Raw genomic sequence first — 20,613 nt, forward strand, 5'->3', positions numbered from 1 at the left:
GCGTCGGGAATCGTCACCCACACGATCAACGTGGTGCCGCACAGCACCAGAACGTCGCCGACGTCGTTGGCGCCGGAGACCATCTGTTCGCACACCGCGTCAATCGCGCCGACCCCCAACACGGCCTGGCCCGCTTGCCCGACGGCCGCGCCCGGCGCCGCCACCGCGGGCATCTGCGCCTCGGTCGCGCCGCGCTCCGCGCAGGCCGCCGCGTTCCAGCCGTCGCCGTCGAACAACGGTGACGCGGTGAACGCGGTGGGAAAGTCGACCACTGCCTCGCCGGCCAGGGCGTGGTTGGCCACCGCCGGGGCCGGCCAGTAGCCGGCGGCCGCCGGCGCTTGCGCAGCGGTCCAGCGCAGAAATTCGGCGGCCTCGCCGACCGGGAACGGCCCGTCGGCGGCGACACCGGGAACCCGGCCGCGGCCGTCGCCGTAGAGCAACCCGGGCGTGATCGGTATGCCGGCGGCGTCCACCGCGGTCAACGACGGGACCATCGCGGACACCGCGATCGCCCGCGCATCCGGGCAGGCCAACTGCTTCAGCGCGGTCAACGGGCCCCGCCGCCACGCCTCGTCGGCGTTGTGCTCCAGCCGATCCGGCGCCGGCACCCGAAGCTCGTGCGGGACGCGGGCCCGCGCGACCACCCGCCCGTCTTCGTCGGCAGCCACCGCCTTGACCGCGGTGGTTCCGATGTCGATGCCGACCGTGACCTCTGTTGCCACGCGCGTCACCGTACGCCAGCATTGGCTCTCGTGACCCGTGCTTTGGTGACGGCCCCGCTGCGTGGCGAGGGATTCGAGAAATTGCGCCGGCTGGCAGACGTGGTCTACGACCCGTGGATCGACCAAACCCCGCTGCGAATCTACTCCGCCGGGCAACTGGCCGAACGGATCTCGGCCGAAGGCGCGGATATTGTTGTGGTGGAAAGTGATTCGGTTGAAGGGCCGGTCTTCGACCTGGGCCTGCGGGCGATCGCGTCCACCCGCGGCGATCCCAACAACGTCGACATCGCGGGTGCGACCGCCGCCGGCATCCCGGTGCTGAACACGCCGGCGCGCAACGCCGATGCGGTCGCCGAGATGACGCTGGCGCTGCTGTTCGCCGCCACCCGGCAGGTGCTGGGCGCCGACGCCGACGTCCGGGCCGGGCAGGTGTTCCGCGACGGCACCCTTCCGTATCAGCGTTTCCGCGCCTGGGAGCTGGCCGGGCGAACGGTCGGCTTGATCGGCCTCGGCGCGATCGGGCAGGCGGTCCGGTGGCGGATGGCCGGGCTCGGCATGCGGGTCATCGCGTACGACCCCTACAACGATGAGGCGCAGCACGGGCTGGCGGAGCTGCTGGCCGAGGCCGACATCGTCTCGCTGCACGCGCCGGTGACCGCCGATACCACCGGGCTGATCGGGGCCGAGCAGTTCGCGGCGATGCGCGACGGGGTGGTCTTCCTCAACAGCGCGCGGGCGCAGCTGCACGACACCGACGCGCTGGTCGAGGCGCTGCGCAGCGGCAAGGTCGCCGCCGCGGGCCTGGACCACTTCGTCGGGGAATGGCTGCCGGTCGACCATCCGCTGATCGCGATGCCCAATGTGGTGCTGACGCCGCATATCGGCGGTGCGACGTGGAACACTGAGGCGCGCCAGGCCCAGATGGTTGCCGACGACCTCGACGCGCTGTTATCCGGGGGGACGCCGGCCCACATCGTCAACCCGGAGGTGCTAACGCCATGAGGTTCGTCGACTACGCGGAGACCGCGGTCCTGGCCGCGGCCAAGGACATGCTGCGGCGCGGCCTGGTCGAGGGCACCGCGGGCAACATCTCGGCCCGCCGCGAGGACGGGAATCTGGTCATCACCCCCTCGTCGGTCGACTACGCCGACATGACGCTCGACGACCTGGTAATGGTCGACCCCGACGGCACGGTGCTGCAGGCCTCCGACGGCCGGTCGCCGTCGAGCGAGATGAAGCTGCACCTGGCCTGCTACCGGGCGTTCGACGACATCGGCAGCGTCATCCACAGCCACCCGGTGTGGGCGACCATGTTCGCGATCGCCCACCAGCCGATTCCGGCCTGCATCGACGAGTTCGCCATCTACTGCGGCGGCGACATCCGCTGTAGCGAATACGCGGCGTCGGCCACGCCCGAGGTCGGTACCAACGCGGTCAAGGCGCTGGAAGGCCGGGCCGCGGCGCTGATCGCCAACCACGGCCTGGTGGCTGTCGGCCCGCGGCCGGACAAGGCCCTGCACGTCACCGCGCTGGTGGAGCGCACTGCTCAAATCGTCTGGGGGGCAAAGGCTCTCGGCGGTCCGGTGCCGATCCCCGACGACGTGAACGCCAACTTCGCCGGCGTGTACGGGTACCTTCGCGCCAACCCGAGATAGGCTGGCGTCGCTCAGTTCAGGCTGATCGGCAGGGAGTCGTAGACCGTCATGTTGTTGGAAAGGTCGGGCAGCGTCATCGTCGGCTCGCCAATCTCGATCGCGTTGGCGTTCAACAAGATCTCGTCGAGCGCGGCCCTGATTTCCGCCCGGGCAAGCATCGCGCCCAGACAGTGATGGGCGCCGCCTCCGCCGAATGACTGGTGGGGATTGGGATCACGGCGAATGTCGAATTGATACGGATTTTCGAAGACATCCTCGTCGCGATTGGCGGACCGCAACATCGTCACCACGCGAGCACCCTCTGGGACCAGCGTGTCGCCGAAAGTCACGTCCCGGGTTGCTCCGCGCACCCAGAACATGATCGGCGTGGAGTATCGGATCACTTCTTCGACTGCCGTGCTCCGCGCGTCCGGATCGGACCGGTAGATCTCGATCTGGTCCGGGCTGGCGACAAAGGCCCGGATCCCGTCGCACAGTGCATTCCGAGTAGTGTCGGCGCCGGCCAACCCGAGAACGAAGAAGAAGATCTCCAGCTCGTTGGAAGGCAGCAAAAAACTCTCCCCCGACTCGGCGGCAATCTCGGTCGTGCACAACGCACTCCAGATGTCGTCGACGGGATGTTCACGCTTCTGCGCCGTCAGCCTGCTGGCGTACTCAAACAACTCGACGAAGGGCAATACGTCGTCGCCGTCGGGGACAGCAAGCTGCGCCCCGGCGGTCTTCAATACTGTTTCGATCAAATGGAATACGTGCGACCGGTCGGCCTCCGGAATTCCGACGATGTCGCCGATCACCGACATCGGCAATCCCGCCGCCAGGTCGACGAACTCACCGCCCCCGGATGCGAGTAGGGCGCCGGCCATTGTCCTGGCCCGCTGGCGGATTCCGTCCTCGAGCTTCGCCACCGCCCGCGGGGTGAACGCGCGCGAGATGACCTTGCGGCGGATGGTGTGATCCGGCGGATCCAGACTCACCAGGGCCGGATAGGCGTCGAACAGCGGCACGTCCTGGATCAATGGTCCACGAGTCGCGGTGAATAATTCAGAGTCGCGGTGCACTCGCGCGACATCGCTGTGCTTCGTACACACCCAAAACTCCCGGCCTACTGCAGATTTCACATCATCGGTGAGCTGCTGGTGAAACACAGGCGTGCGGGCGCGTAGTGCGGCGAACAGTTCCTCAGGAAATCGCGACGCCCAGATCGTCGGCTCGGCGAGGTCGATCAGCGTATCCGTCACGACGCGGTCCCCCCTGATTCGCTACGCAAACCAGCGAGGATCAGACGCAACCCGTCCCCAAACGCGCGATCACCCGGCCCGTCGGTCTGGCGGATCTGCGCAAGCTGCACCGAACCGAGCAGGTGGATATACAACGCCGCATGCGCCGTCTCGAAATCGGCTGCCTGCAAACCGGATTCGCGCAGGATACGGCGAGAGGCGCGATCCAGCTCAGTGGCCGCAGGGGTGTGCGGATACTCCTGGAGCAAGATCGCAATGCCCGGTACCTCGACCAATACCTTCCAGGCGTTCGCATAAAGCTCAAGCAAGCGCGACTCCCAGTGCCCCTCACGCGGCACCTCGATCTGAGCGAGCACCGACTCGATCAGCAGATCAAGCAGCTCCCGCTTGTCCCGAACGTGGTAGTAGACCGAGGAGGGGGCGGTGCCTGCCTCCGCCGCGAGTTCCCGGATGGTGACCCGGTTGACGCCGACCCGCTTCGCCAATCGCAGCAGGTGTTTCGTCAGGTGCGCCTGGTCCAGCGCTCCGTAGCGCAGTACCGGCGCACCAGAGTTGATCCGCATGCCGCCGCCCCTTTCTCGAACAATGATCGAATTCGAACAGTGATCTGATTAGAACAGCGTTCGAGATGAGCTGTCAACGGTTACGGTGAGGCATGGCGCGATACCAGGTTGTCCAGTGGTCAACCGGCAACATCGGCACGCGAGCACTCGGCATATTGCTCGACCGCGACGACTTCGACGTGGTGGGCGTCCACGCATTCAGCGGGGACAAGGTGGGGCGCGACGCGGGGGTACTCGCGGACCGGTCGCCGACCGGGGTCCCCGCGACCAGCGATGTGGACGCGTTGCTCGACCTTGCGCCCGACTGCGTGAACTACATGCCGCGCGCCATCGACTACGACCTGGTGGCCGGGATGCTGCGCCGCGGCATCAACGTGGTCACCACGGGAGACTTCCTGACCGGCACCCATCACCCGGTGGAACTCCCGATGCTCGAGGAAGCGGCGCAACAGGGAGGAGCGACGTTCCTGGGAACCGGATTCGAGCCGGGCTTCATCAACGTCGTCGCCGGATTCCTCACCGGCGCTTGCCCACGGGTGCGCAGCGTCACGCTCGTGGAAACGCTGGACTGCACAACCTATCCCGTGCAGGACGTGTGGAAGGTGCTCGGATTCGGTAAACCGCCCCGAGAGCCGGTGACGCACCTCGACCCGGCCAAGCAACGATACGGCCTGGGCTACTTCGAGACGCTGGACATGATCGCCACGATGCTGGGTACCGAGCTCGACTCCAAGGAGGCATTCGTCGAACCGGCCGTGCTGACCCGGGATCTGAATCTGGGCTGGGTAGACTACGCGGCCGGCACCGCCGGGGGCCAACGCCGCACTTACCGTGGCTATCGCGGCGGCCGCCCGGTGGTCGAGCTGGCCATCTGCTGGACCATGAGCGACGACGCGCTCGACCCAAAATGGCCCGACCCCAAGGGTTTCAGCGTGATGATCGAAGGCGATCCATATGTCGATGCGACGATCCGGTTCGGCAGACCCGGCGAGGACGTGATGACCGTGTTGATGGACAGCACCGCCGTCGCGGCGGTCAACGCCATCCCGTTCGTCTGCGAGGCACGACCGGGCGTCATCACCCCGATTGACCTCCCGATCACCGGATCCCCGGGTGCGTTGACCTAGTCGACACGACCGCGCCAGTCGCGCGGCGAGACGCCGTGTGTCCGGGTGAACCGACGGCTGAAATAGCTGGGGTCCAAAACCCCTACCCTCCTGGCGATCTCGGCGACCGGAAGATCGGTCTCCTCCAGCATGGTGCGTGCTTCGGCCATTCGGCGTTCGATGATCCACTCTTGGACGGTGCGCCCGGTGCGGCGGCGCACCACGGTGGTCAGGTGTCCGGGCGTCATGCCCACCTCGTGTGCCACATCGCGCAGCGACAATGGCTCGCCAAGCCGGCGGTCGATGATCGCAAAGACGTCGGCGAGCAACGGTTCGCCGCTGCGCCTCAGGTCGTCGACGACATCGGGTTCGGCCAATCGCGCGACATCGATCAGCAGCAGCGTGAGGTGCGCCAGCGCGGCCTGTTGGTAGCCGCCGCGACGCTCGGCCAGCTCCGTCTCGATCGACTCGATCGCGGAATTCCAGTTCAGTCGGCGGGATTTCGGCAACTCCAGCCGCAACAGCCCGCCCGAGTGCCCGTGCAGAAACGGGAACAACAGCGGATGCGTCCGCCACGTCGGCCACGGCGATCGTGCATCCTCCCCCAGGGCCGCCGGGTCGAACAACACTCCGACGCCGTCCTCGAGGTCGACGAGGGCTGACGGATCGAGCACCTCGCCGGCGGCCACCACATACACCGCGCCGGCCGCGGGTCGGTACCACAGCGCCGGAAAGTCGTGAATGTGGCGGCCCCGGTTGCTCACCTGTTCGCCACGCCGGATCACCGCCAGCGGGGGCGTGTGTGGATCGGTCCGGTACTGGTACACCGGCACTCCACGCTGGTGACGAATCAGGCGGGTCGGCGTGGTCATGAGCCTAAGATAGTCCAAGTCTGACCGAGGATCACTCAAACATCTTCGGCTGCAGCGGTAGATGATGTTTAATATGACCAAAAATCATCTGCATCATCGCCATGACTACCTGCCTGGCGCCCAGTATGACGCGCTGCTGCCCGCCTACGACATGATGTCGCGGGTGATGGGCATCGCCAAGGTCCATCGGACGCTGATCGAGCAGGCCGACGTCGCCGACGGCCACCGCGTCCTCGAAATCGGCAGCGGGACCGGCAATCTGACGTTGCGCACCAAGGGCTCTCATCCCGGAGCCGACGTCATCGGCGTCGACCCCGACCCCCTGGCGTTGACCCGAGCCCAGCGAAAGCTGAACGGCGAGTCCGGGATTCGCTTCGACCATGGCTACGCGCAAAAGCTGCCGTACGCCGACGGCGAGTTTGACCGGGTGCTCTCGTCGCTGATGCTGCACCATCTCGACAGCGACGCGAAGGCAGCCGCACTGGCCGAAGCCTTCCGGGTGTTGCGGCCCGGCGGTCGACTGCACCTCGTCGACATCGACCCGGACGTGACCGCGCACGGCGGGCCCCTCGCACGGTTCTTCGCACGCCGCCGTCACGCCGCCGCGCACTTCGGCGACTCGATCCCGCAACTGCTGGGCGCGGCGGGATTCGACTACGCCGAGGTCGGCAGTCGACGTCATCCCGTCATCGGGCGCCTGGTGTTCTTTTCCGCCACCCGCCCGGCCTAACGCTGGTCGAACGCCACCTTGACGGCACCGCTGGCACCCTGATCCGCGATGGCCAGGAAGGCCTCGCGCCACTGCTCGAGCCGGAACGTGTGAGTCAGCATGGGACGCAGATCAATTCGGCCGTCGACCACCAGGTCGAGGTAGTGCGCTATCGCGTGCTGGCGGTGCCCGTCGACTTCCTCGACGCCGAACGCGTTGCTGCCGACCAGCGCGATCTCCTTGAAGTACAGCGGGCTCCACTCCCAGCGCCCCGGCGCGTGCACGCCCGCCTTCACCAGGGTTCCCCGCGCGACCAGCACCCGGACTCCGACTTCGAATGTCTCGGGCTTCCCGACGGTGTCGTAGACGACGTCGACCGCGCCCGGGTACGCCATCGGCAGGCCCTGCAGCGGCTGCCACAACCGGCCGCCGGCCCACTTCACCACCTCTTCGATGACGGCCAGCCGGGGCTCGTGTGCCAGCACCAGGTCCGCCCCGAACCGGCGGGCCAGCTCGGCCTGGGCCTCGAACCGGGCCACTACCGCCACCGCCACGTCGGGGTAGAGCGCTCGCAGAATTGTCAACGCGCACAACCCCAGTGAGCCCGCGCCGTAGATCAGGACGCGGCCCGATCGCGGCGGCGGATGCCGGGTGACGGCATGGAGCGAGACCGAGAACGGGTCGGCGAACACCGCCAGCTCGTCGGGCACCGCATCGGGCACCGGGTAGAGCATGCCGTCATGGGCCGGCATCAGCTCGGCGTAGCCGCCGGTCACGTCGGCCGAAACGCCGGTGTGAATGCCGGGTTTGATGTCGCCGTCGCAGAAGCTCCAGCACAAGCTGAAGTCACCGGTCTGGCAGGCCGGGCAAGGCGGGTCGATCCCCCGCGGCCCGCACGACAGCCACGGGTTGAGCACCACCCGCTGGCCGGCCTCCAGACCGCGGGCCTTGGGCCCCAGCGCGACCACGTCGGCGACCACCTCGTGGCCCATGACCTGTGGAAATGAGCAGAACGCCGCCAGCGCGTTGTCGGCGTCGCCCTCGCCGAAGTCCAGCAGGATCTGCTTGGAGTCCGATCCGCAGATGCCGGTCAGCCGGGGCCGGGTGATCACCCAATCGTCGTGCAGCAGTGCGGGATCGGGAACCTGGCGTAGCCCCACCGGACTGTGGGTCAGGGCATTGTCCGGGCCCGCTTGCGGTTCGGGAGGCACCCCGAAGACCAGTGCTCTCATCGTGATGCCATCCCGGCCGCGCCGGCGATATAGGCGTCGATGTCGGCGTTCTTGGCGTCGACGACCGGCTTCAGGTCCGGAAGGTAATGCTCGAATCGGTCGGTGCCCAGCGCGGTGACGATGCCGTCGGCCACCTCGTCTGCGGGCACCTTCGGCCCCTGATAGAGCGGATCCTCGCTGCCGGGCTGGTCCCAGATCTCGGTGTCGACGGGCCCTGGCTGGATCAGCTTCACCGCGACACCGGTGCCGTGCAGGTCGACGGCCATCGACTCACTCCACCCGCACAACGCGAATTTGCTGGCACAGTATGCGGTTTCGTGAACAATGCCCAGCCGCCCACCGACGCTGGACACGTTGACGATCGTCCCGCTTCGACGCTCGAGCATCCGGGGCAGCACCGTCAGCGTCAGCCGCATCGGGGCGAAGAAGTTGACCCGCATCACCGTCTCGACCTCGGCCGGGTCCAGTGCCTCGACCGCGCGGCGTTTCGGCACCGCGGCGTTGTTCACCAGAATGTCGATGCCGCCGAGGTCGTCCCAGGCTCGCGACCCGAGCCGGCCGACCGCGGCGTCGTCACCCAGGTCGACAACCCACATCGTCGAGGCCGGCGAGGTTCGGCGACAGTCGGCCAGCACCTCCGCCAGGCGCTCGGTGCGGCGGGCAACCAGCCCCACCACCGCGCCCTCGCCCGCCAATCGCCGCGCCAGCGCGGCCCCGATACCCGAGGACGCCCCGGTGATGACCACTCGTTTGCCGGGCACCTCGAATTCCATGCTCACAGCGTCGCGGGAATGACTTCGGTTGACATGCGTTTGAGCAATATGCCTGCACAAGCGGCCATTAGGCCACATGGTAGGCTCGTTATATTGGCTAAGTAATCACCTGGATGTGCTGCGAAGGGATGGCGATGACACGCACCGACGACGACACCTGGGACCTGGCCTCGAGCGTCGGCGCGACCGCGACCATGGTCGCCTCGGCCCGGGCGATGGCCAGCAAAGTCGACAGCCCACTGATCAACGATCCCTACGCCGAGCCGCTGGTGCGCGCGGTCGGCGTCGACCTGTTCACCAAGTTGGCCACGGGCGAGCTGTCCCCCGCCGACCTCGAGGACGACAGCGACGGCGCACCCGCCGGCGTCCAGCGGATGACCGACAACATGGCGGTCCGCACGAAGTTCTTCGACGAGTTCTTCCTCGACGCCACCAACTCGGGCATCAAGCAGGCGGTGATCCTGGCGTCCGGGCTGGACGCGCGGGCCTACCGGCTGCCCTGGCCCGACGGCACCACGGTGTACGAAATCGACCAGCCACAGGTCATCGAGTTCAAATCCCGCACCCTGGCCGAGCTGGGCGCCCAACCCACCGCGCACCGGCGCGCGGTCGCGATTGACCTGCGAGACGACTGGCCGGCCGCACTACGGGCCGCGGGTTTCGACCCGGCCCAGCCCAGCGCGTGGAGCGCCGAAGGACTGCTGGGCTACCTGCCGCCCGAGGCGCAGGACAAGCTGCTGGACACCATCACCGAGCTCAGCGCGCCGGGCAGCCGGATCGCCACCGAGAGCGGGCCCTCCCGCGGCAAGGATCACGAGGAGCGGATCAAAGACCGCATGCGCACCGTGTCGCAGCGCTGGCGCAAGCACGGGCTCGACCTGGACATGACGCAGCTGGTGTATTTCGGCGATCGCAACGAGGCGTCACCCTACCTGTCCGATCGCGGCTGGGAGATGGGCGGCAGCACCATCCGAGAGTTGTTCGCCGCCAACGGACTTCCGCCCATCATCGAGGATGATTTGCCGTTCGCCGATCGTCTGTATGTCAGCGGCACACTGACCGACAAGAAATAGGAGCCGTAGATGCCACGTACCCACGACGACAGCTGGGATCTGGCCTCGAGCGTGGGCGCCACCGCGACCATGGTGGCCACATCGCGCGCGATGGCCTCGCGCGGACCCGAGCCACTGCTCGACGACCCGTTCGCCGAGCCGCTGGTGCGCGCGGTGGGGCTGGCACCGTTCGTCCGCATCCTGGACGGCGACCTCAGCTTCGAAGACGATGCAATGTTGAACCGCAAGACCCGTACCGAGCAGATGGCGGTGCGCACAAGGTTTTTCGACGACTATTTCACCAGCGCCGCCAACTCCGGGGTGCGCCAGGCGGTGATCCTGGCGTCGGGTCTCGACACCAGGGGCTACCGGCTGCCGTGGGGCGACGGCGTGGTGGTCTACGAGATCGACCAGCCCGAAGTGATCGAGTTCAAAACCCGCACACTGGCCGGCCTCGGGGCCGAGCCGACCGCAGAACTGCGAACCGTCGCGATCGATCTGCGTGACGATTGGCCGGCTGCCCTGCGCGCCAAGGGTTTCGACACCGCCCAGCCGACGGCGTGGAGCGCGGAGGGCCTGCTGCCCTACCTGCCCGCCGACGCCCAGGACCGGCTGTTCGACAACATCACCGCGCTGAGCGCGCCCGGCAGCCAACTGGCCACCGAGCACGTCCCCGACCCGAATGCGTTCACCGACGAGCGGCTCAAACAGATCAGCGAGCGGTGGCGCAGCTTTGGTTTCGACCTCGACGCGGAGGATCTCTTCTACATCGGCGACCGCGCCGTCGTGGTCGACTACCTCACCGAGCACGGCTGGCGGGTCGACGCGCATCCCGCGCGAGAGCTGTATGCTCGCAACGGTTTCGAATTCCCCGAGGAGTCGATGATGGAGGTCTTCGGTGAGCTCAGTTACGTGAATGCGACGCTGAAATGACCCGCACCGACGACGACAGCTGGGACCTGGCTTCCAGCGTGGGCGCCACCGCGACGATGGTTGCGGCGGCTCGCGTGATGGCGACCAAAGACCCCCAGGCATTGATCAACGATCCGTTCGCCGAGCCGTTAGTCCGGGCCGTCGGCTTGGACTTCTTCGTCAAGATGATCGACGGCGACATCAACGCCTCACTGTTTCCCAATTCGTCGCCCGAACGGATGCAGGCAATCGTCGACGGGATGGGATTGCGCACCAAGTACTTCGACGACTATCTGCTGAACGCGGTCCGTGGCGGCGTGCGGCAGGTGGTGATCCTGGCATCCGGACTGGACGCCCGCGCCTACCGGCTGCCCTGGCCCAACGGCACCACGGTCTACGAGATCGACCAGCCACAGGTGATCGAATTCAAGACCCGCACGCTCGCCGAATTGGGCGCCGAACCCACCGCGACGCGTCGCACGGTGTCGATCGACTTGCGCTACGACTGGCCGGCCGCGCTACTCGAGGCGGGGCTGGACACCGCCGCGCCGACGGCCTGGCTGGTCGAGGGCCTGTTGATCTACCTGCCGCCCGAGGCCCAGGATCGGTTGTTCGACAACATCACCGCGCTGAGCGCACCGGGTAGCGCAGTCGCGACCGAATACGTGCCGGGAATCATCGATTTCGACGAAGACCGGGCCCGAGAAATGTCGGCGCCATTTCGCGAGCAGGGTGTCGACATCGACATGCCCTCGCTGATCTACGCGGGACAACGCAACCACGTCGCGGAATACCTGCGCGACAAGTCGTGGGACGTCACCGACACGTCGCGGACCGATCTGTTCGCCGCCAACGGCCGCGTCATTCCCGAGCCCGACAACGACGATCCGCTGGGCGAGATCATCTACATCAGCGCAACGCTGAAGGGTGAGAAGCTGACCGTCTAGTAGCGGGACTGACCCACCCACAGCACGCTGGCGCCGGTCAGCGACCGCTCGGCCTGCTCGACGATGCCGGCCACTGACCGAGTGATCAACGCGCCCAACGCATCCGGCAGCGATGCCGCCGCGGGCTGCGACGACGGCCGCGGCCGCAGGTAGTCCCACACCGACGAACCCGGGTAGCTGACCAGGCGGACCTTGTCGTCTTCGTCCAGGCCGGCCAGCACTTTGGCCTTACGCACCGCGGTGCGCAGGCCGCCGAGCTCGTCGACCAGACCGTGCTCGAGCGCGTCGGCACCGGTCCACACCCGGCCCCGCGCAACCGCGTCGACCGCCTCGACAGTCATGTTGCGGCCGTCGGCAACGCGCTCGACGAAGTCGGTGTAGAACAGGTCGGCCTCGGCCTCGACCTGCGCCTGTTGCTCGGGGGTGAACGGTGCATTCATCGACCAAGCGTCGGCATTGGCGTTGGTGCGCACCGCATCCGAGCCCACACCCAGCCGATCCTTCAGGTCACGGGCGATCAGCTTGCCTGTGATAACCCCGATCGACCCCGTGATCGTGCCGGGGTTGGCCACGATCGCGTCGGCGCACATCGAGACGTAGTAGCCGCCGGAAGCGGCGACCGCCCCCATCGACACGACCACCGGTTTGCCGTGCTCGCGGGCTTTCTTGACTTCCCGCCAGATGGTTTCCGATGCGGTGACCGAGCCACCGGGCGAGTCGACCCGCACCACGATCGCGGACACCGAATCGTCGTGTGCCGCTTCGCGCAAGGCCGCCGCGATGGTGTCGCCGCCGGCGTTGGACGAGCCGAGCGGCACCCGCGAACCGCCCCGTCCGCTGACGATCGGGCCGGCGACGGTGACCACGGCGATCGTCGCCTTGGGCCCGCGTCCCGGTATCGACGGCCCGCCCGGGCCGGTCGCCCGCGAATACCGGCTGACGAACAGCCGCGGCGGGGCGTCGTCGCCGTCGGCATCACCGGATTCCGGCGAAACACCCTCGGCGCCAACCAGTTCGGCGATACGCGCGTATGCCTCGTCACGGAACCCGACGCGGTCGATCAGCTTCGATTCGACGGCGACGTCACGCAGCAGTGGCGCGCGATCGGCCAGGTCGTCGAGGCTGTCCTGGTCGATGTTGCGTGACTTCGCGATCGCCTGCCATACCTGCCCGCGCAGGCTTTCCAGCAGCCGGGTGTCGGCTTCTCGGTGAGCGTCGGTGTAGTGGTCCTGCGTGAAAAGGTTTGCCGCCGACTTGTATTCGCCGCGTGCGACGAACTGCGCCTCGATGCCGGCCTTGTCCAGCGCGTCCCGCAGGAATAGGGCGTTGGTCGCGAATCCGATCAGCCCGACCGTCCCCGACGGCTGCATCCACACCTCGCCGAAGGCCGATGCCAGGTAATACGACAGCGTGCCGGGATACGTCTCGGCCCATGCCAGTGACGGCTTCACCGCGGTGAACGCGGCGATCGCCTCGCGCAATTCCTGCACCGGCCCCGCCGGGGCCGCGGTCAGCTGGACGCGTGCGATCAGCCCGGCCACGCGGGGGTCCTCGGCGGCCCGATGCAGCGCCGCGACGGCTTCGCGCAACACCAGCGGCCGGCCGCCGCCGGTGATGATCGCCAGCGGGTCCAGACCGCTGGTTTCCGGCGGTGCCGCCCGCAGGTCGAGCTCGAGCACGCAGCCGTTGGGAACACCGTGGTGGCGGGCGGTGTCCACTCGGCGGGCCAACGCGCGAACGTCGTCGATACCCGGCGGATCAGGCAGGAAAGAGAACATGTCACGAGCCTACCGATGGCCCACGATGTCGCCCGGCCGTACGGTGGCTGCGTGCGCTTCTCCATATCGATCCACCAACTCGATTCGACCGGATTCGACGCGGTCGGCGTGCGTGATTACCTGGCTCGCGCCGAGGAACTCGGCTTCGAAGGCGCCTGGACGATGGAGCAGACCATCGGACCAGCACCGATGATCGCGCCGCTGGAGATGTTGGCGTATGCGGCCGCCTGCACGGAGCGGCTGCGGCTGGGGGTGGCCGTCCTGGTCTCGTCATTGCACGACCCGCTGCAACTGGCATCGTCGATCACGGCGGTGGACCGGCTCAGCCACGGCCGGCTGGAGGTCGGGGTGGCACCCGGTGGCGGCAGGCGTCAGTTCGCCGCATTCGGGGTGAATGCCGACACGTTCATCAGTAGCTTCACCGAGGGACTGGAGCTGATGAAGGTGGCCTGGTCCGACGAGCCGCGCGTGACGTTCGACGGCCGATTCCGTCAGGTCGACGGTCTGCCGATCATGCCCAAACCGATGCAGCGGCCGCACCCGCCGATCTGGTTCGGCGGTCAGGCGCCCAAGGCATTGGCCCGCGCGGTGCGCCACGGCGATGCGTTTCTCGGTGCGGGCTCGTCGACCACCGCAAAGTTCGTCGAGGCGGTGCAAGGCGTGCGGCATGAGCTCGACGTGCAGGGCAAAGACCCGGCTGCGTTTCCGATCGGCAAGCGGGTCTACTTGATGATCGACGACGACCCGACCCGTGCGCGGGGGCGCGTGCTGGAAGGGCTGCATCGCATTTACGGCGGGATGCCCGGTATCGAGGACGTCCCGGTGTGCGGCACGGTCGACGACGTGGTCGCCGGCGTGCGCGCCGTGATCGACGCGGGTGCCGAGACGATTCTGCTCAACCCCGTCGGTGGCACGGTCGCGGAGGATCGCGAGCAGATGGAACGCCTTGCCGCAGAGGTCATTCCACAGTTGAGCTGAGCGCACCGTCTGAGCGGGTCTGCTGACGAAGCCGGCGCTGTCTGAGGTGGCTCTCTTTTTTCGTTTTGTGACCACGGGCGATATCACCGACTGGGGTGATATCGCATATGAGCACGATTTCGAAAAAGAGTGGCGCCCCAGAGACGGTGCTGCTGTGACTCGTGGGGCCTAACCCCCGCGGGCGCACGCCGTCTGCCACTTTGTTTTCGCTCGAAGGCGGGCACATCCCGGTATAACAATCTCATGGTCAGCAAAGTCGCTGCGTCACCGGATCTCATCGAAGGCCACGCCGACGAAGGCTACGGCAAGGTCGCCGACGCATTCCGCGCAAACTTCGCCGCGCACAGCGAAATCGGCGCTGCGGTCGCCGTCTACCGCGACGGTGTCAAAGTGGTCGACATGTGGGGCGGCTACCGCAACGGCTTCACCAAGGAACCGTGGCAGCACGACACCATGGTCAACGTCTTTTCGACGACGAAAGGTGTTGCCGCCCTTGCCATAGCCGCGGCCGTATCCCGCGGCTTGTTCGACTACGACGACAAGGTCGTCGACCACTGGCCCGAATTCGCCCAAGCCGGCAAAGACGAAGTCACCATCAGGCAACTGCTCGCCCACCAGGCCGGACTGTGCGCGCTGAAGCCGGTGCCAACTGTGCAAGACGTCGCCGACCCGGCGCGGTTCTCGGGGATGCTCGCGGCACAGAAGCCGGCATGGCCGCCGGGCAGCGGCCATGGGTATCACGCGATCACGCTGGGCTGGTACGAATCCGAGCTCATTCGTCGCACCGACCCTGCCAGCCGCACGCTGGGCCGGTTCTTCGCGGACGAAGTTGCCGGCCCGCTCGGGTTGGATTTCTTTATCGGGCTTCCGGATTCAGTGTCCCGCGAGCGGGTGGCGCACGTACACAACTGGTCACGCGCGCAGTCCCTGCTGCATCTGAATGTCATGCCGGCGGCGCTGGTGGCCGCGTCGTTCAACCCGTTCGGGCTGCTCGCTCGCGCCGGCTCGCTTCCGCGCAACGTGGTGCCGTGGAACGGCGACTACAACCGCGACGACGTCCGTGCCATCGAGATCCCGTCGGCCAACGGAATCGGGACGGCCAACGCCGTTGCCAAGCTTTACGGCAGCGCCGCGGTCGGAGATGCTGCGCTCGGTCTGACACCGGACGTGCGCGAGGAACTCATCGCTCAGCCCACCGCGCCCAGCCACGGGCTGCGCGACCGGGTACTGCGCGTCGACGTGGTCTACTCGCTGGGGCTATCGAAGCCGGGAACGTTGTGCGAGTTCGGATCGTCGGACAACGCCTTCGGCACACCGGGTTTCGGCGGATCGTTTGGCTTCGCCGACCCCGATACCGGGATCGGCTTCGCCTACGTGATGAACCGGCTGGGCTTTCACCTGTGCAGCGATCCGCGAGAGCTCACGCTACGAGAGGCCCTGTTCCGCGACGTGCTGGGCGCACGACCGCAGACGTAGCGAGCTGTCTTACAGCTCGGTCGCCGAACCGCCTGCCGCGGTGATCTTCTCGCGTGCGCTGCCGCTGAACTTGTGCGCGGTGACGTCGACCTTGACGGCCAGCTTGCCGTCGCCGAGGACCTTGACCAGAGTGTTCTTGCGAACCGCTCCCTTGGCCACCAGCTCGTCCAGCCCGATCGAACCGCCCTTGGGGAACAGCCGATTGATGTCGCCGACGTTGACGACTTCGTATTCGGTGCGGAACCGGTTACGGAAACCTTTCAGCTTGGGCAGCCGCATGTGAATCGGCATCTGACCACCCTCGAAGGTGGCCGGCACGTTCTTGCGAGCCTTCGTTCCCTTGGTTCCTCGACCCGCGGTCTTACCCTTGGAGCCTTCACCGCGACCCACCCGGGTGCGCTTGGTCTTCGACCCGGGCGCGGGGCGCAGGTCGTGCAGTTTGATGGTCACTTCTTGCTGCCTCCCTCGACCGGCTCGACCTCAACGAGGTGGTGGACGGCCTTGATCAGTCCGCGGGTCTGCGCGTTATCGTCGCGGACCACCGATTGACGGATCTTCCGAAGTCCCAGTGTGCGAAGGCTTTCCCGCTGCGTCCAGCGAGCGCCGATGATGCCCCGGACCTGGGTAATTTTGAGTTGCGACATGATTACGCGCTTCCTTCACGAGCGGCGCTGGCGGCCAGCGCCTCGCTTTCGCGGCGGGCGCGCAACATGCCGGCCGGCGCCACATCCTCGAGCGGCAGCCCGCGTCGCGCGGCAACCTCTTCGGGACGCTGCAACATCTTGAGCGCCGCGACCGTCGCGTGCACGACGTTGATCGCGTTGTCGCTACCCAGCGATTTGGCCAGAATGTCGCGCACGCCGGCGCATTCCAGCACCGCACGCGCCGCGCCACCGGCGATCACACCGGTACCGGGGCTGGCCGGACGCAGCAGCACAACGCCTGCCGCGGCCTCGCCCTGGACGGGGTGGACGATGGTCCCGCCGATCAGCGGGACGCGGAAGAATCCCTTGCGGGCCTCCTCGACACCCTTGGCGATGGCCGCCGGAACTTCCTTGGCCTTGCCGTAGCCGACACCGACCATGCCGTTGCCGTCGCCGACGATGACCAGTGCGGTGAAGCTGAAGCGCCGACCACCCTTGACCACCTTGGAGACTCGGTTGATCGTGACAACCCGCTCCAGGTAGTTGCTCTTGTCGCCGTCACGGTCCCGACCGCCGCGGCCGCCACCATCGCGGCGGCCCCGGTTGTCACGCGAGTCGCGACGGTCGTCGCGGCCCTCGTTGGTCGGGCCGGCCGTTCCAGCCGGTTGCTCCGCCATTATGCGGTCCTTCCAAAGTCGTTAATTGCCATCAGAATTCCAACCCACCCTCGCGAGCGGCATCGGCCAGCGCCGCGATCCGTCCGCCGTAGGTGTAGCCACCACGGTCGAACACCACGGTGTTGATGCCAGCGGCCTTGGCCCGCTCAGCGATCAACTGACCGACCCGGACGCTGTGGGCCTTCTTGTCGCCGTCCACGCCGCGCACGTCCGCCTCGATCGACGAAGCGGCGGCCACGGTCGTGCCGTTCAGGTCGTTGACCAACTGCACGTGGATGTGCCGCGACGAGCGGTGCACCACCAGGCGCGGACGCTCCGCCGTGCCCGAAATCTTCTTGCGCAGCCGCGCGTGACGACGCAGCCGCTGCCTGCGCCGAACGGCAGAGACGTTCTGCCCGGACGGCTTCTGCGCGGTACCAGCTTGTGATTGCGCCATGACTACTTACCTGTCTTTCCGACCTTGCGGCGGATCTGCTCGCCTTCGTAGCGAATTCCCTTGCCCTTATAGGGATCGCTCTTGCGGAGACGGCGGATATTGGCCGCGATCTGGCCGACCTTTTGCTTGTCGATGCCCGAGATCGAGAACTTGGTGGGCGACTCGACCGCGAACGTCACGCCCTCGGGCGCGGTGATCAGCACCGGGTGGCTGTAGCCCAGGGCGAACTCGAGGTTGCTGCCCTTGGCCTGCACGCGGTAACCGACGCCGAAGATCTCCATCTTGATCGTGTAGCCCTCCGTGACACCGGTGACCAGGTTGGACACCAGGGTGCGGGACAGCCCGTGCAGCGACCGGTTGTGCCGGTCGTCATCCGGGCGAGTCACCACGATGGCGCCATCTTCGTTGCGCGCCACGGTGATCGGCTCGGAGACCTTCAAGTCCAGGGTGCCCTTGGGCCCCTTCACCGAGACCTGCTGGCCGTCGATGGACACCTCGACCCCGGATGGAACCAAAATCGGTTGCTTACCAATACGCGACATGTGTCAGTCCCCTCTCACCACACGTACGCGAGGACTTCGCCGCCCACGCCCTGTCTGGCTGCCTGACGGTCGGTGAGCAGGCCCGAGGAGGTCGAGATGATCGCCACGCCAAGGCCGCCGAGAACTCGCGGCAGGCTGGTCGACTTGGCGTACACCCGCAGACCGGGCTTGGAGACCCGGCGCAGGCCGGCGATGCTGCGCTCGCGGCTCGGCCCGTACTTGAGCTGAACGGTCAGCGCCTTACCGACGCGCGCATCTTCGGTGCGGTAGTCGGTGATGTAACCCTCCCGCTTGAGGATCTCGGCGATGTTGGCCTTGATCTTCGAGTGCGGCAGCGTCACCTCATCGTGGTACGCCGAATTGGCGTTGCGCAGACGCGTCAAAAAGTCTGCGATCGGATCCGTCATTGTCATGACAGCCGGTTCACCTTCCTCGCGGCGGTTCCCCTATCGGGGCCTGCCGCAACCATTTCCAATGGGTCAGTTGCTTGGTGCTGGGGTTACCAGCTGCTCTTCTGCACGCCGGGCAGTTCGCCCGCGTGCGCCATCTCGCGCAGGCAGATCCTGCACAGCCCGAACTTGCGGAACACCGCATGCGGACGGCCGCACTTGTTGCAGCGGGTGTAGGCGCGCACCGCGAACTTCGGCTTGCGCTGGCTCTTGTTGATCAGTGCTTTCTTCGCCATCAGATCAGTTCTCCTTGAACGGAAAGCCGAGAGCGCGCAGCAGCGCCCGGCCCTCGTCGTCGTTGGTCGCCGAGGTGACGACGGTGATGTCCATGCCACGGGGGCGGTCGATGTTGTCCACGTCGATCTCGTGGAACACCGACTGCTCGTTGAGGCCGAAGGTGTAGTTGCCCGAGCCGTCGAACTGCTTGGGCGACAATCCGCGGAAGTCGCGGATACGCGGCAGCGCGATCGACACGAGCCGGTCGAGGAACTCCCACATCCGGTCGCCACGCAGGGTGACCCGCGCGCCGATCGGCATGCCCTCGCGCAGCTTGAACTGGGCGATCGACTTGCGCGCCTTGCGGATCTCCGGACGCTGTCCGGTGATCAGCGCAAGGTCGCTGACGGCGCCGTTGATGAGCTTGGCGTCGCGGGCGGCGTCACCGACACCCATGTTGACCACGACCTTCACCACGCCCGGGATCTGCATGACGTTGGCGTAAGTGAACTCTTTGTTCAGAGCGTCACGGATCTCTTCGCGGTAGCGCGTCTTGAGCCGCGGCTGAACCTTCTCTGTCGTTGTCATGCCGAAATGTCCTTGCCGTTGCGCTTGGAGATGCGAACCCGCTTGCCGGACTCCTCGTCGACCCGGTAGCCGATCCGGGCGGGGTTACCGTCCGAGTCGACCACCATCACGTTCGACACGTGGATGGGCGCTTCTTGCGTGACGATCCCGCCCGACTGCGCGCCACGCTCGTTGGTCGAGACAGCGGTGTGCTTCTTGATCCGGTTGACGCCCTGGACCAGAACCTTGTTGCGGGCCGGGTACGCCTGGATCACTTTGCCTTTGGCGCCCTTGTCCTTACCCGAGATGACCAGGACGGTGTCGCCCTTGTGCACCTTCATTTACAGCACCTCCGGGGCCAGCGAGACGATCTTCATGAAGCGCTTCTCACGCAGTTCGCGGCCGACCGGCCCGAAGATGCGGGTTCCACGCGGGTCGTTGTCGGGCTTGATGATGACGGCCGCGTTCTCGTCGAACTTGATGTAGCTGCCGTCGGGGCGACGGCGCTCCTTGACGGTGCGCACGACGACGGCCTTGACCACGTCACCACGCTTGACGTTGCCGCCGGGAATGGCGTCCTTGACCGTCGCCACGATGACATCGCCAATGCCGGCGTAGCGCCGCGACGAGCCGCCGAGCACGCGGATGCACAAGATTTCCTTGGCACCCGTGTTGTCGGCCACCTTCAGCCGCGATTCCTGCTGAATCACTCGATCTCCTGACCTGGTTCACGTATGCACGCCCACGCGTAAACGAGCCGGTAGACATGGTCCACCAGACCGATCGAGCATGGTCTTCGTTGTCGAAAGGCACGCGGGGCTGACGGTGATGCTCAGATGCCAGCCGAGGTCTGCCCACGGCAACCCCTAGAGTCTAGGTGAAGACCTGCTCAGAGCAAAATTCCTGGTCTACCGCGGCCTGGACGGTCTGGGGCAAGCCGACGATGGCACCACCGGCGTCATCGATGGAGATTGGAGCCCCGAGGCGAGAGTTAGAAGGGCGGGGGCTGGTCGTCTTGGGCCGGGGGTGCGGGTCCGCATGAAACAGCTTGGTGCGCTTGCCGACGGCT

At 66.8% G+C, this 20,613-nt stretch carries 27 protein-coding genes; 9 read left to right on the forward strand and 18 right to left on the reverse strand.

Translation table 11 applies throughout. From position 1 onward, the window contains the following. On the reverse strand, nt 1-731 hold a 731-nt coding region (locus A5658_RS15585; RefSeq protein ID WP_255361343.1), incomplete at its 3' end, for an FGGY family carbohydrate kinase. A gap of 12 nt (nt 732-743) precedes the next feature. Between A5658_RS15585 and A5658_RS15590 the strand changes: the two genes are divergently transcribed. Both A5658_RS15590 and A5658_RS15595 read left to right on the forward strand, forming a co-directional pair. Continuing rightward, on the forward strand, nt 744-1,724 hold the full coding sequence (locus tag A5658_RS15590) for an NAD(P)-dependent oxidoreductase (RefSeq protein ID WP_067336770.1): 981 nt from the start codon (nt 744-746) through the stop codon (nt 1,722-1,724). Further along, nucleotides 1,721-2,377, forward strand: coding sequence for an L-fuculose-phosphate aldolase (locus A5658_RS15595; protein WP_067336773.1), 657 nt, complete (start codon nt 1,721-1,723; stop codon nt 2,375-2,377). Before A5658_RS15590 ends, A5658_RS15595 begins: the two co-directional genes overlap by 4 nt. A gap of 11 nt (nt 2,378-2,388) precedes the next feature. On the opposite strand, the gene A5658_RS15600 is transcribed toward A5658_RS15595, so the two are convergent. Then, nucleotides 2,389-3,615, reverse strand: a complete 1,227-nt coding sequence (locus A5658_RS15600; protein ID WP_231997337.1) for a cytochrome P450 — start codon at nt 3,613-3,615, stop codon at nt 2,389-2,391. Continuing rightward, a complete protein-coding gene (locus A5658_RS15605) occupies nt 3,612-4,178 on the reverse strand; it encodes a TetR/AcrR family transcriptional regulator (RefSeq protein WP_067336777.1) in 567 nt (188 codons plus the stop codon). Before A5658_RS15605 ends, A5658_RS15600 begins: the two co-directional genes overlap by 4 nt. 92 nt (nt 4,179-4,270) lie before the next feature. Between A5658_RS15605 and A5658_RS15610 the strand changes: the two genes are divergently transcribed. After that, nucleotides 4,271-5,305 (forward strand): dihydrodipicolinate reductase, encoded by a 1,035-nt coding sequence (locus tag A5658_RS15610; RefSeq protein WP_067336779.1) that lies wholly within the window; start codon nt 4,271-4,273, stop codon nt 5,303-5,305. Here A5658_RS15610 and A5658_RS15615 read toward each other — a convergent pair. Next, nucleotides 5,302-6,156, reverse strand: a complete 855-nt coding sequence (locus A5658_RS15615; protein ID WP_067336782.1) for an AraC family transcriptional regulator — start codon at nt 6,154-6,156, stop codon at nt 5,302-5,304. The two genes, A5658_RS15610 and A5658_RS15615, sit on opposite strands and share 4 nt — an antisense overlap. A 73-nt stretch (nt 6,157-6,229) precedes the next feature. On the opposite strand from A5658_RS15615, the gene A5658_RS15620 reads away from it, so the two are divergent. After that, nucleotides 6,230-6,886 carry a class I SAM-dependent methyltransferase gene (locus tag A5658_RS15620; protein WP_067336786.1) on the forward strand — a complete coding sequence of 219 codons (657 nt, stop codon included), beginning with the start codon at nt 6,230-6,232 and terminating at the stop codon, nt 6,884-6,886. Here the strand turns inward: A5658_RS15620 and A5658_RS15625 are convergent. Both A5658_RS15625 and A5658_RS15630 read right to left on the reverse strand, forming a co-directional pair. Beyond that, on the reverse strand, nt 6,883-8,097 hold the full coding sequence (locus A5658_RS15625) for a zinc-binding dehydrogenase (RefSeq protein ID WP_067336790.1): 1,215 nt from the start codon (nt 8,095-8,097) through the stop codon (nt 6,883-6,885). The two genes, A5658_RS15620 and A5658_RS15625, sit on opposite strands and share 4 nt — an antisense overlap. Beyond that, entirely contained in the window at nt 8,094-8,870 is a 777-nt protein-coding gene (locus tag A5658_RS15630) for an SDR family oxidoreductase (protein ID WP_067336794.1), read from the reverse strand. The genes A5658_RS15625 and A5658_RS15630 overlap by 4 nt, the downstream gene beginning before the upstream one ends. Before the next feature lie 128 nt (nt 8,871-8,998). On the opposite strand from A5658_RS15630, the gene A5658_RS15635 reads away from it, so the two are divergent. The 3 genes from A5658_RS15635 to A5658_RS15645 are packed head-to-tail and all read left to right on the forward strand — an operon-like array spanning nt 8,999 to nt 11,781. Then, nucleotides 8,999-9,943, forward strand: a complete 945-nt coding sequence (locus tag A5658_RS15635; RefSeq protein ID WP_067336797.1) for a class I SAM-dependent methyltransferase — start codon at nt 8,999-9,001, stop codon at nt 9,941-9,943. A 9-nt stretch (nt 9,944-9,952) separates the two neighbouring features. Continuing rightward, complete coding sequence (locus tag A5658_RS15640; RefSeq protein WP_067336800.1) at nt 9,953-10,855, forward strand: class I SAM-dependent methyltransferase; 903 nt, start codon at nt 9,953-9,955, stop codon at nt 10,853-10,855. After that, nucleotides 10,852-11,781, forward strand: coding sequence for a class I SAM-dependent methyltransferase (locus A5658_RS15645; protein ID WP_067336803.1), 930 nt, complete (start codon nt 10,852-10,854; stop codon nt 11,779-11,781). The genes A5658_RS15640 and A5658_RS15645 overlap by 4 nt, the downstream gene beginning before the upstream one ends. On the opposite strand, the gene sppA is transcribed toward A5658_RS15645, so the two are convergent. Continuing rightward, on the reverse strand, nt 11,778-13,559 hold the full coding sequence (gene sppA / locus A5658_RS15650; protein ID WP_067336806.1) for a signal peptide peptidase SppA: 1,782 nt from the start codon (nt 13,557-13,559) through the stop codon (nt 11,778-11,780). The two genes, A5658_RS15645 and sppA, sit on opposite strands and share 4 nt — an antisense overlap. A gap of 51 nt (nt 13,560-13,610) precedes the next feature. Between sppA and A5658_RS15655 the strand changes: the two genes are divergently transcribed. Beyond that, nucleotides 13,611-14,537 (forward strand): LLM class flavin-dependent oxidoreductase, encoded by a 927-nt coding sequence (locus tag A5658_RS15655; RefSeq protein WP_067336810.1) that lies wholly within the window; start codon nt 13,611-13,613, stop codon nt 14,535-14,537. A 243-nt stretch (nt 14,538-14,780) separates the two neighbouring features. After that, nucleotides 14,781-16,013 (forward strand): serine hydrolase domain-containing protein, encoded by a 1,233-nt coding sequence (locus A5658_RS15660; RefSeq protein WP_067336813.1) that lies wholly within the window; start codon nt 14,781-14,783, stop codon nt 16,011-16,013. A 9-nt stretch (nt 16,014-16,022) separates the two neighbouring features. Here the strand turns inward: A5658_RS15660 and rplO are convergent, their stop codons facing one another. The 11 genes from rplO to A5658_RS28860 form a co-directional block, all read right to left on the reverse strand. Continuing rightward, a complete protein-coding gene (gene rplO, locus A5658_RS15665) occupies nt 16,023-16,463 on the reverse strand; it encodes a 50S ribosomal protein L15 (RefSeq protein ID WP_067336816.1) in 441 nt (146 codons plus the stop codon). Further along, on the reverse strand, nt 16,460-16,657 hold the full coding sequence (rpmD, locus tag A5658_RS15670) for a 50S ribosomal protein L30 (protein WP_067336819.1): 198 nt from the start codon (nt 16,655-16,657) through the stop codon (nt 16,460-16,462). The genes rplO and rpmD overlap by 4 nt, the downstream gene beginning before the upstream one ends. Before the next feature lie 2 nt (nt 16,658-16,659). Further along, nucleotides 16,660-17,334, reverse strand: coding sequence for a 30S ribosomal protein S5 (gene rpsE / locus A5658_RS15675; protein ID WP_067336823.1), 675 nt, complete (start codon nt 17,332-17,334; stop codon nt 16,660-16,662). A 31-nt stretch (nt 17,335-17,365) separates the two neighbouring features. Beyond that, on the reverse strand, nt 17,366-17,770 hold the full coding sequence (rplR, locus tag A5658_RS15680; protein ID WP_067336826.1) for a 50S ribosomal protein L18: 405 nt from the start codon (nt 17,768-17,770) through the stop codon (nt 17,366-17,368). Between the two features lie 2 nt (nt 17,771-17,772). Continuing rightward, entirely contained in the window at nt 17,773-18,312 is a 540-nt protein-coding gene (rplF, locus tag A5658_RS15685; protein ID WP_067336829.1) for a 50S ribosomal protein L6, read from the reverse strand. Between the two features lie 14 nt (nt 18,313-18,326). Then, nucleotides 18,327-18,725 carry a 30S ribosomal protein S8 gene (gene rpsH, locus A5658_RS15690; protein WP_067336833.1) on the reverse strand — a complete coding sequence of 133 codons (399 nt, stop codon included), beginning with the start codon at nt 18,723-18,725 and terminating at the stop codon, nt 18,327-18,329. An 86-nt stretch (nt 18,726-18,811) separates the two neighbouring features. Continuing rightward, nucleotides 18,812-18,997: a type Z 30S ribosomal protein S14 gene (locus A5658_RS15695; protein ID WP_067336836.1), complete on the reverse strand. Its 186-nt coding sequence runs from the start codon at nt 18,995-18,997 to the stop codon at nt 18,812-18,814. Nucleotides 18,998-19,001: 4 nt separating this feature from the next. Further along, nucleotides 19,002-19,565: a 50S ribosomal protein L5 gene (gene rplE / locus A5658_RS15700; RefSeq protein WP_067336839.1), complete on the reverse strand. Its 564-nt coding sequence runs from the start codon at nt 19,563-19,565 to the stop codon at nt 19,002-19,004. Then, nucleotides 19,562-19,885 carry a 50S ribosomal protein L24 gene (gene rplX / locus A5658_RS15705; protein WP_067336843.1) on the reverse strand — a complete coding sequence of 108 codons (324 nt, stop codon included), beginning with the start codon at nt 19,883-19,885 and terminating at the stop codon, nt 19,562-19,564. Before rplX ends, rplE begins: the two co-directional genes overlap by 4 nt. Continuing rightward, nucleotides 19,886-20,254, reverse strand: coding sequence for a 50S ribosomal protein L14 (gene rplN, locus A5658_RS15710; protein ID WP_045373371.1), 369 nt, complete (start codon nt 20,252-20,254; stop codon nt 19,886-19,888). 163 nt (nt 20,255-20,417) lie between these two features. Next, the coding region (locus A5658_RS28860; RefSeq protein ID WP_231997338.1) for a hypothetical protein at nt 20,418-20,613 on the reverse strand (196 nt) is incomplete at its 5' end.

The organism is Mycobacterium sp. 1245111.1, assembly GCF_001673405.1.
Taxonomy (GTDB): Bacteria; Actinomycetota; Actinomycetes; order Mycobacteriales; family Mycobacteriaceae; genus Mycobacterium.

Bases quoted from the DNA above. Each gene is read 5' to 3' on its own strand.
- rpsH (WP_067336833.1), bottom strand. From the start codon at position 18,725: ATGACAATGACGGATCCGATCGCAGACTTTTTGACGCGTCTGCGCAAC.
- A5658_RS15605 (WP_067336777.1), bottom strand. From the start codon at position 4,178: ATGCGGATCAACTCTGGTGCGCCGGTACTGCGCTACGGAGCGCTGGAC.
- A5658_RS15610 (WP_067336779.1), top strand. From the start codon at position 4,271: ATGGCGCGATACCAGGTTGTCCAGTGGTCAACCGGCAACATCGGCACG.
- A5658_RS15645 (WP_067336803.1), top strand. From the start codon at position 10,852: ATGACCCGCACCGACGACGACAGCTGGGACCTGGCTTCCAGCGTGGGC.
- rplF (WP_067336829.1), bottom strand. From the start codon at position 18,312: ATGTCGCGTATTGGTAAGCAACCGATTTTGGTTCCATCCGGGGTCGAG.
- rpmD (WP_067336819.1), bottom strand. From the start codon at position 16,657: ATGTCGCAACTCAAAATTACCCAGGTCCGGGGCATCATCGGCGCTCGC.
- rpsE (WP_067336823.1), bottom strand. From the start codon at position 17,334: ATGGCGGAGCAACCGGCTGGAACGGCCGGCCCGACCAACGAGGGCCGC.
- A5658_RS15625 (WP_067336790.1), bottom strand. From the start codon at position 8,097: ATGAGAGCACTGGTCTTCGGGGTGCCTCCCGAACCGCAAGCGGGCCCG.
- rplR (WP_067336826.1), bottom strand. From the start codon at position 17,770: ATGGCGCAATCACAAGCTGGTACCGCGCAGAAGCCGTCCGGGCAGAAC.
- A5658_RS15615 (WP_067336782.1), bottom strand. From the start codon at position 6,156: ATGACCACGCCGACCCGCCTGATTCGTCACCAGCGTGGAGTGCCGGTG.
- rplE (WP_067336839.1), bottom strand. From the start codon at position 19,565: ATGACAACGACAGAGAAGGTTCAGCCGCGGCTCAAGACGCGCTACCGC.
- A5658_RS15660 (WP_067336813.1), top strand. From the start codon at position 14,781: ATGGTCAGCAAAGTCGCTGCGTCACCGGATCTCATCGAAGGCCACGCC.
- A5658_RS15630 (WP_067336794.1), bottom strand. From the start codon at position 8,870: ATGGAATTCGAGGTGCCCGGCAAACGAGTGGTCATCACCGGGGCGTCC.
- A5658_RS15620 (WP_067336786.1), top strand. From the start codon at position 6,230: ATGACCAAAAATCATCTGCATCATCGCCATGACTACCTGCCTGGCGCC.
- A5658_RS15635 (WP_067336797.1), top strand. From the start codon at position 8,999: ATGGCGATGACACGCACCGACGACGACACCTGGGACCTGGCCTCGAGC.
- A5658_RS15640 (WP_067336800.1), top strand. From the start codon at position 9,953: ATGCCACGTACCCACGACGACAGCTGGGATCTGGCCTCGAGCGTGGGC.
- sppA (WP_067336806.1), bottom strand. From the start codon at position 13,559: ATGTTCTCTTTCCTGCCTGATCCGCCGGGTATCGACGACGTTCGCGCG.
- A5658_RS15695 (WP_067336836.1), bottom strand. From the start codon at position 18,997: ATGGCGAAGAAAGCACTGATCAACAAGAGCCAGCGCAAGCCGAAGTTC.
- A5658_RS15595 (WP_067336773.1), top strand. From the start codon at position 1,721: ATGAGGTTCGTCGACTACGCGGAGACCGCGGTCCTGGCCGCGGCCAAG.
- rplX (WP_067336843.1), bottom strand. From the start codon at position 19,885: ATGAAGGTGCACAAGGGCGACACCGTCCTGGTCATCTCGGGTAAGGAC.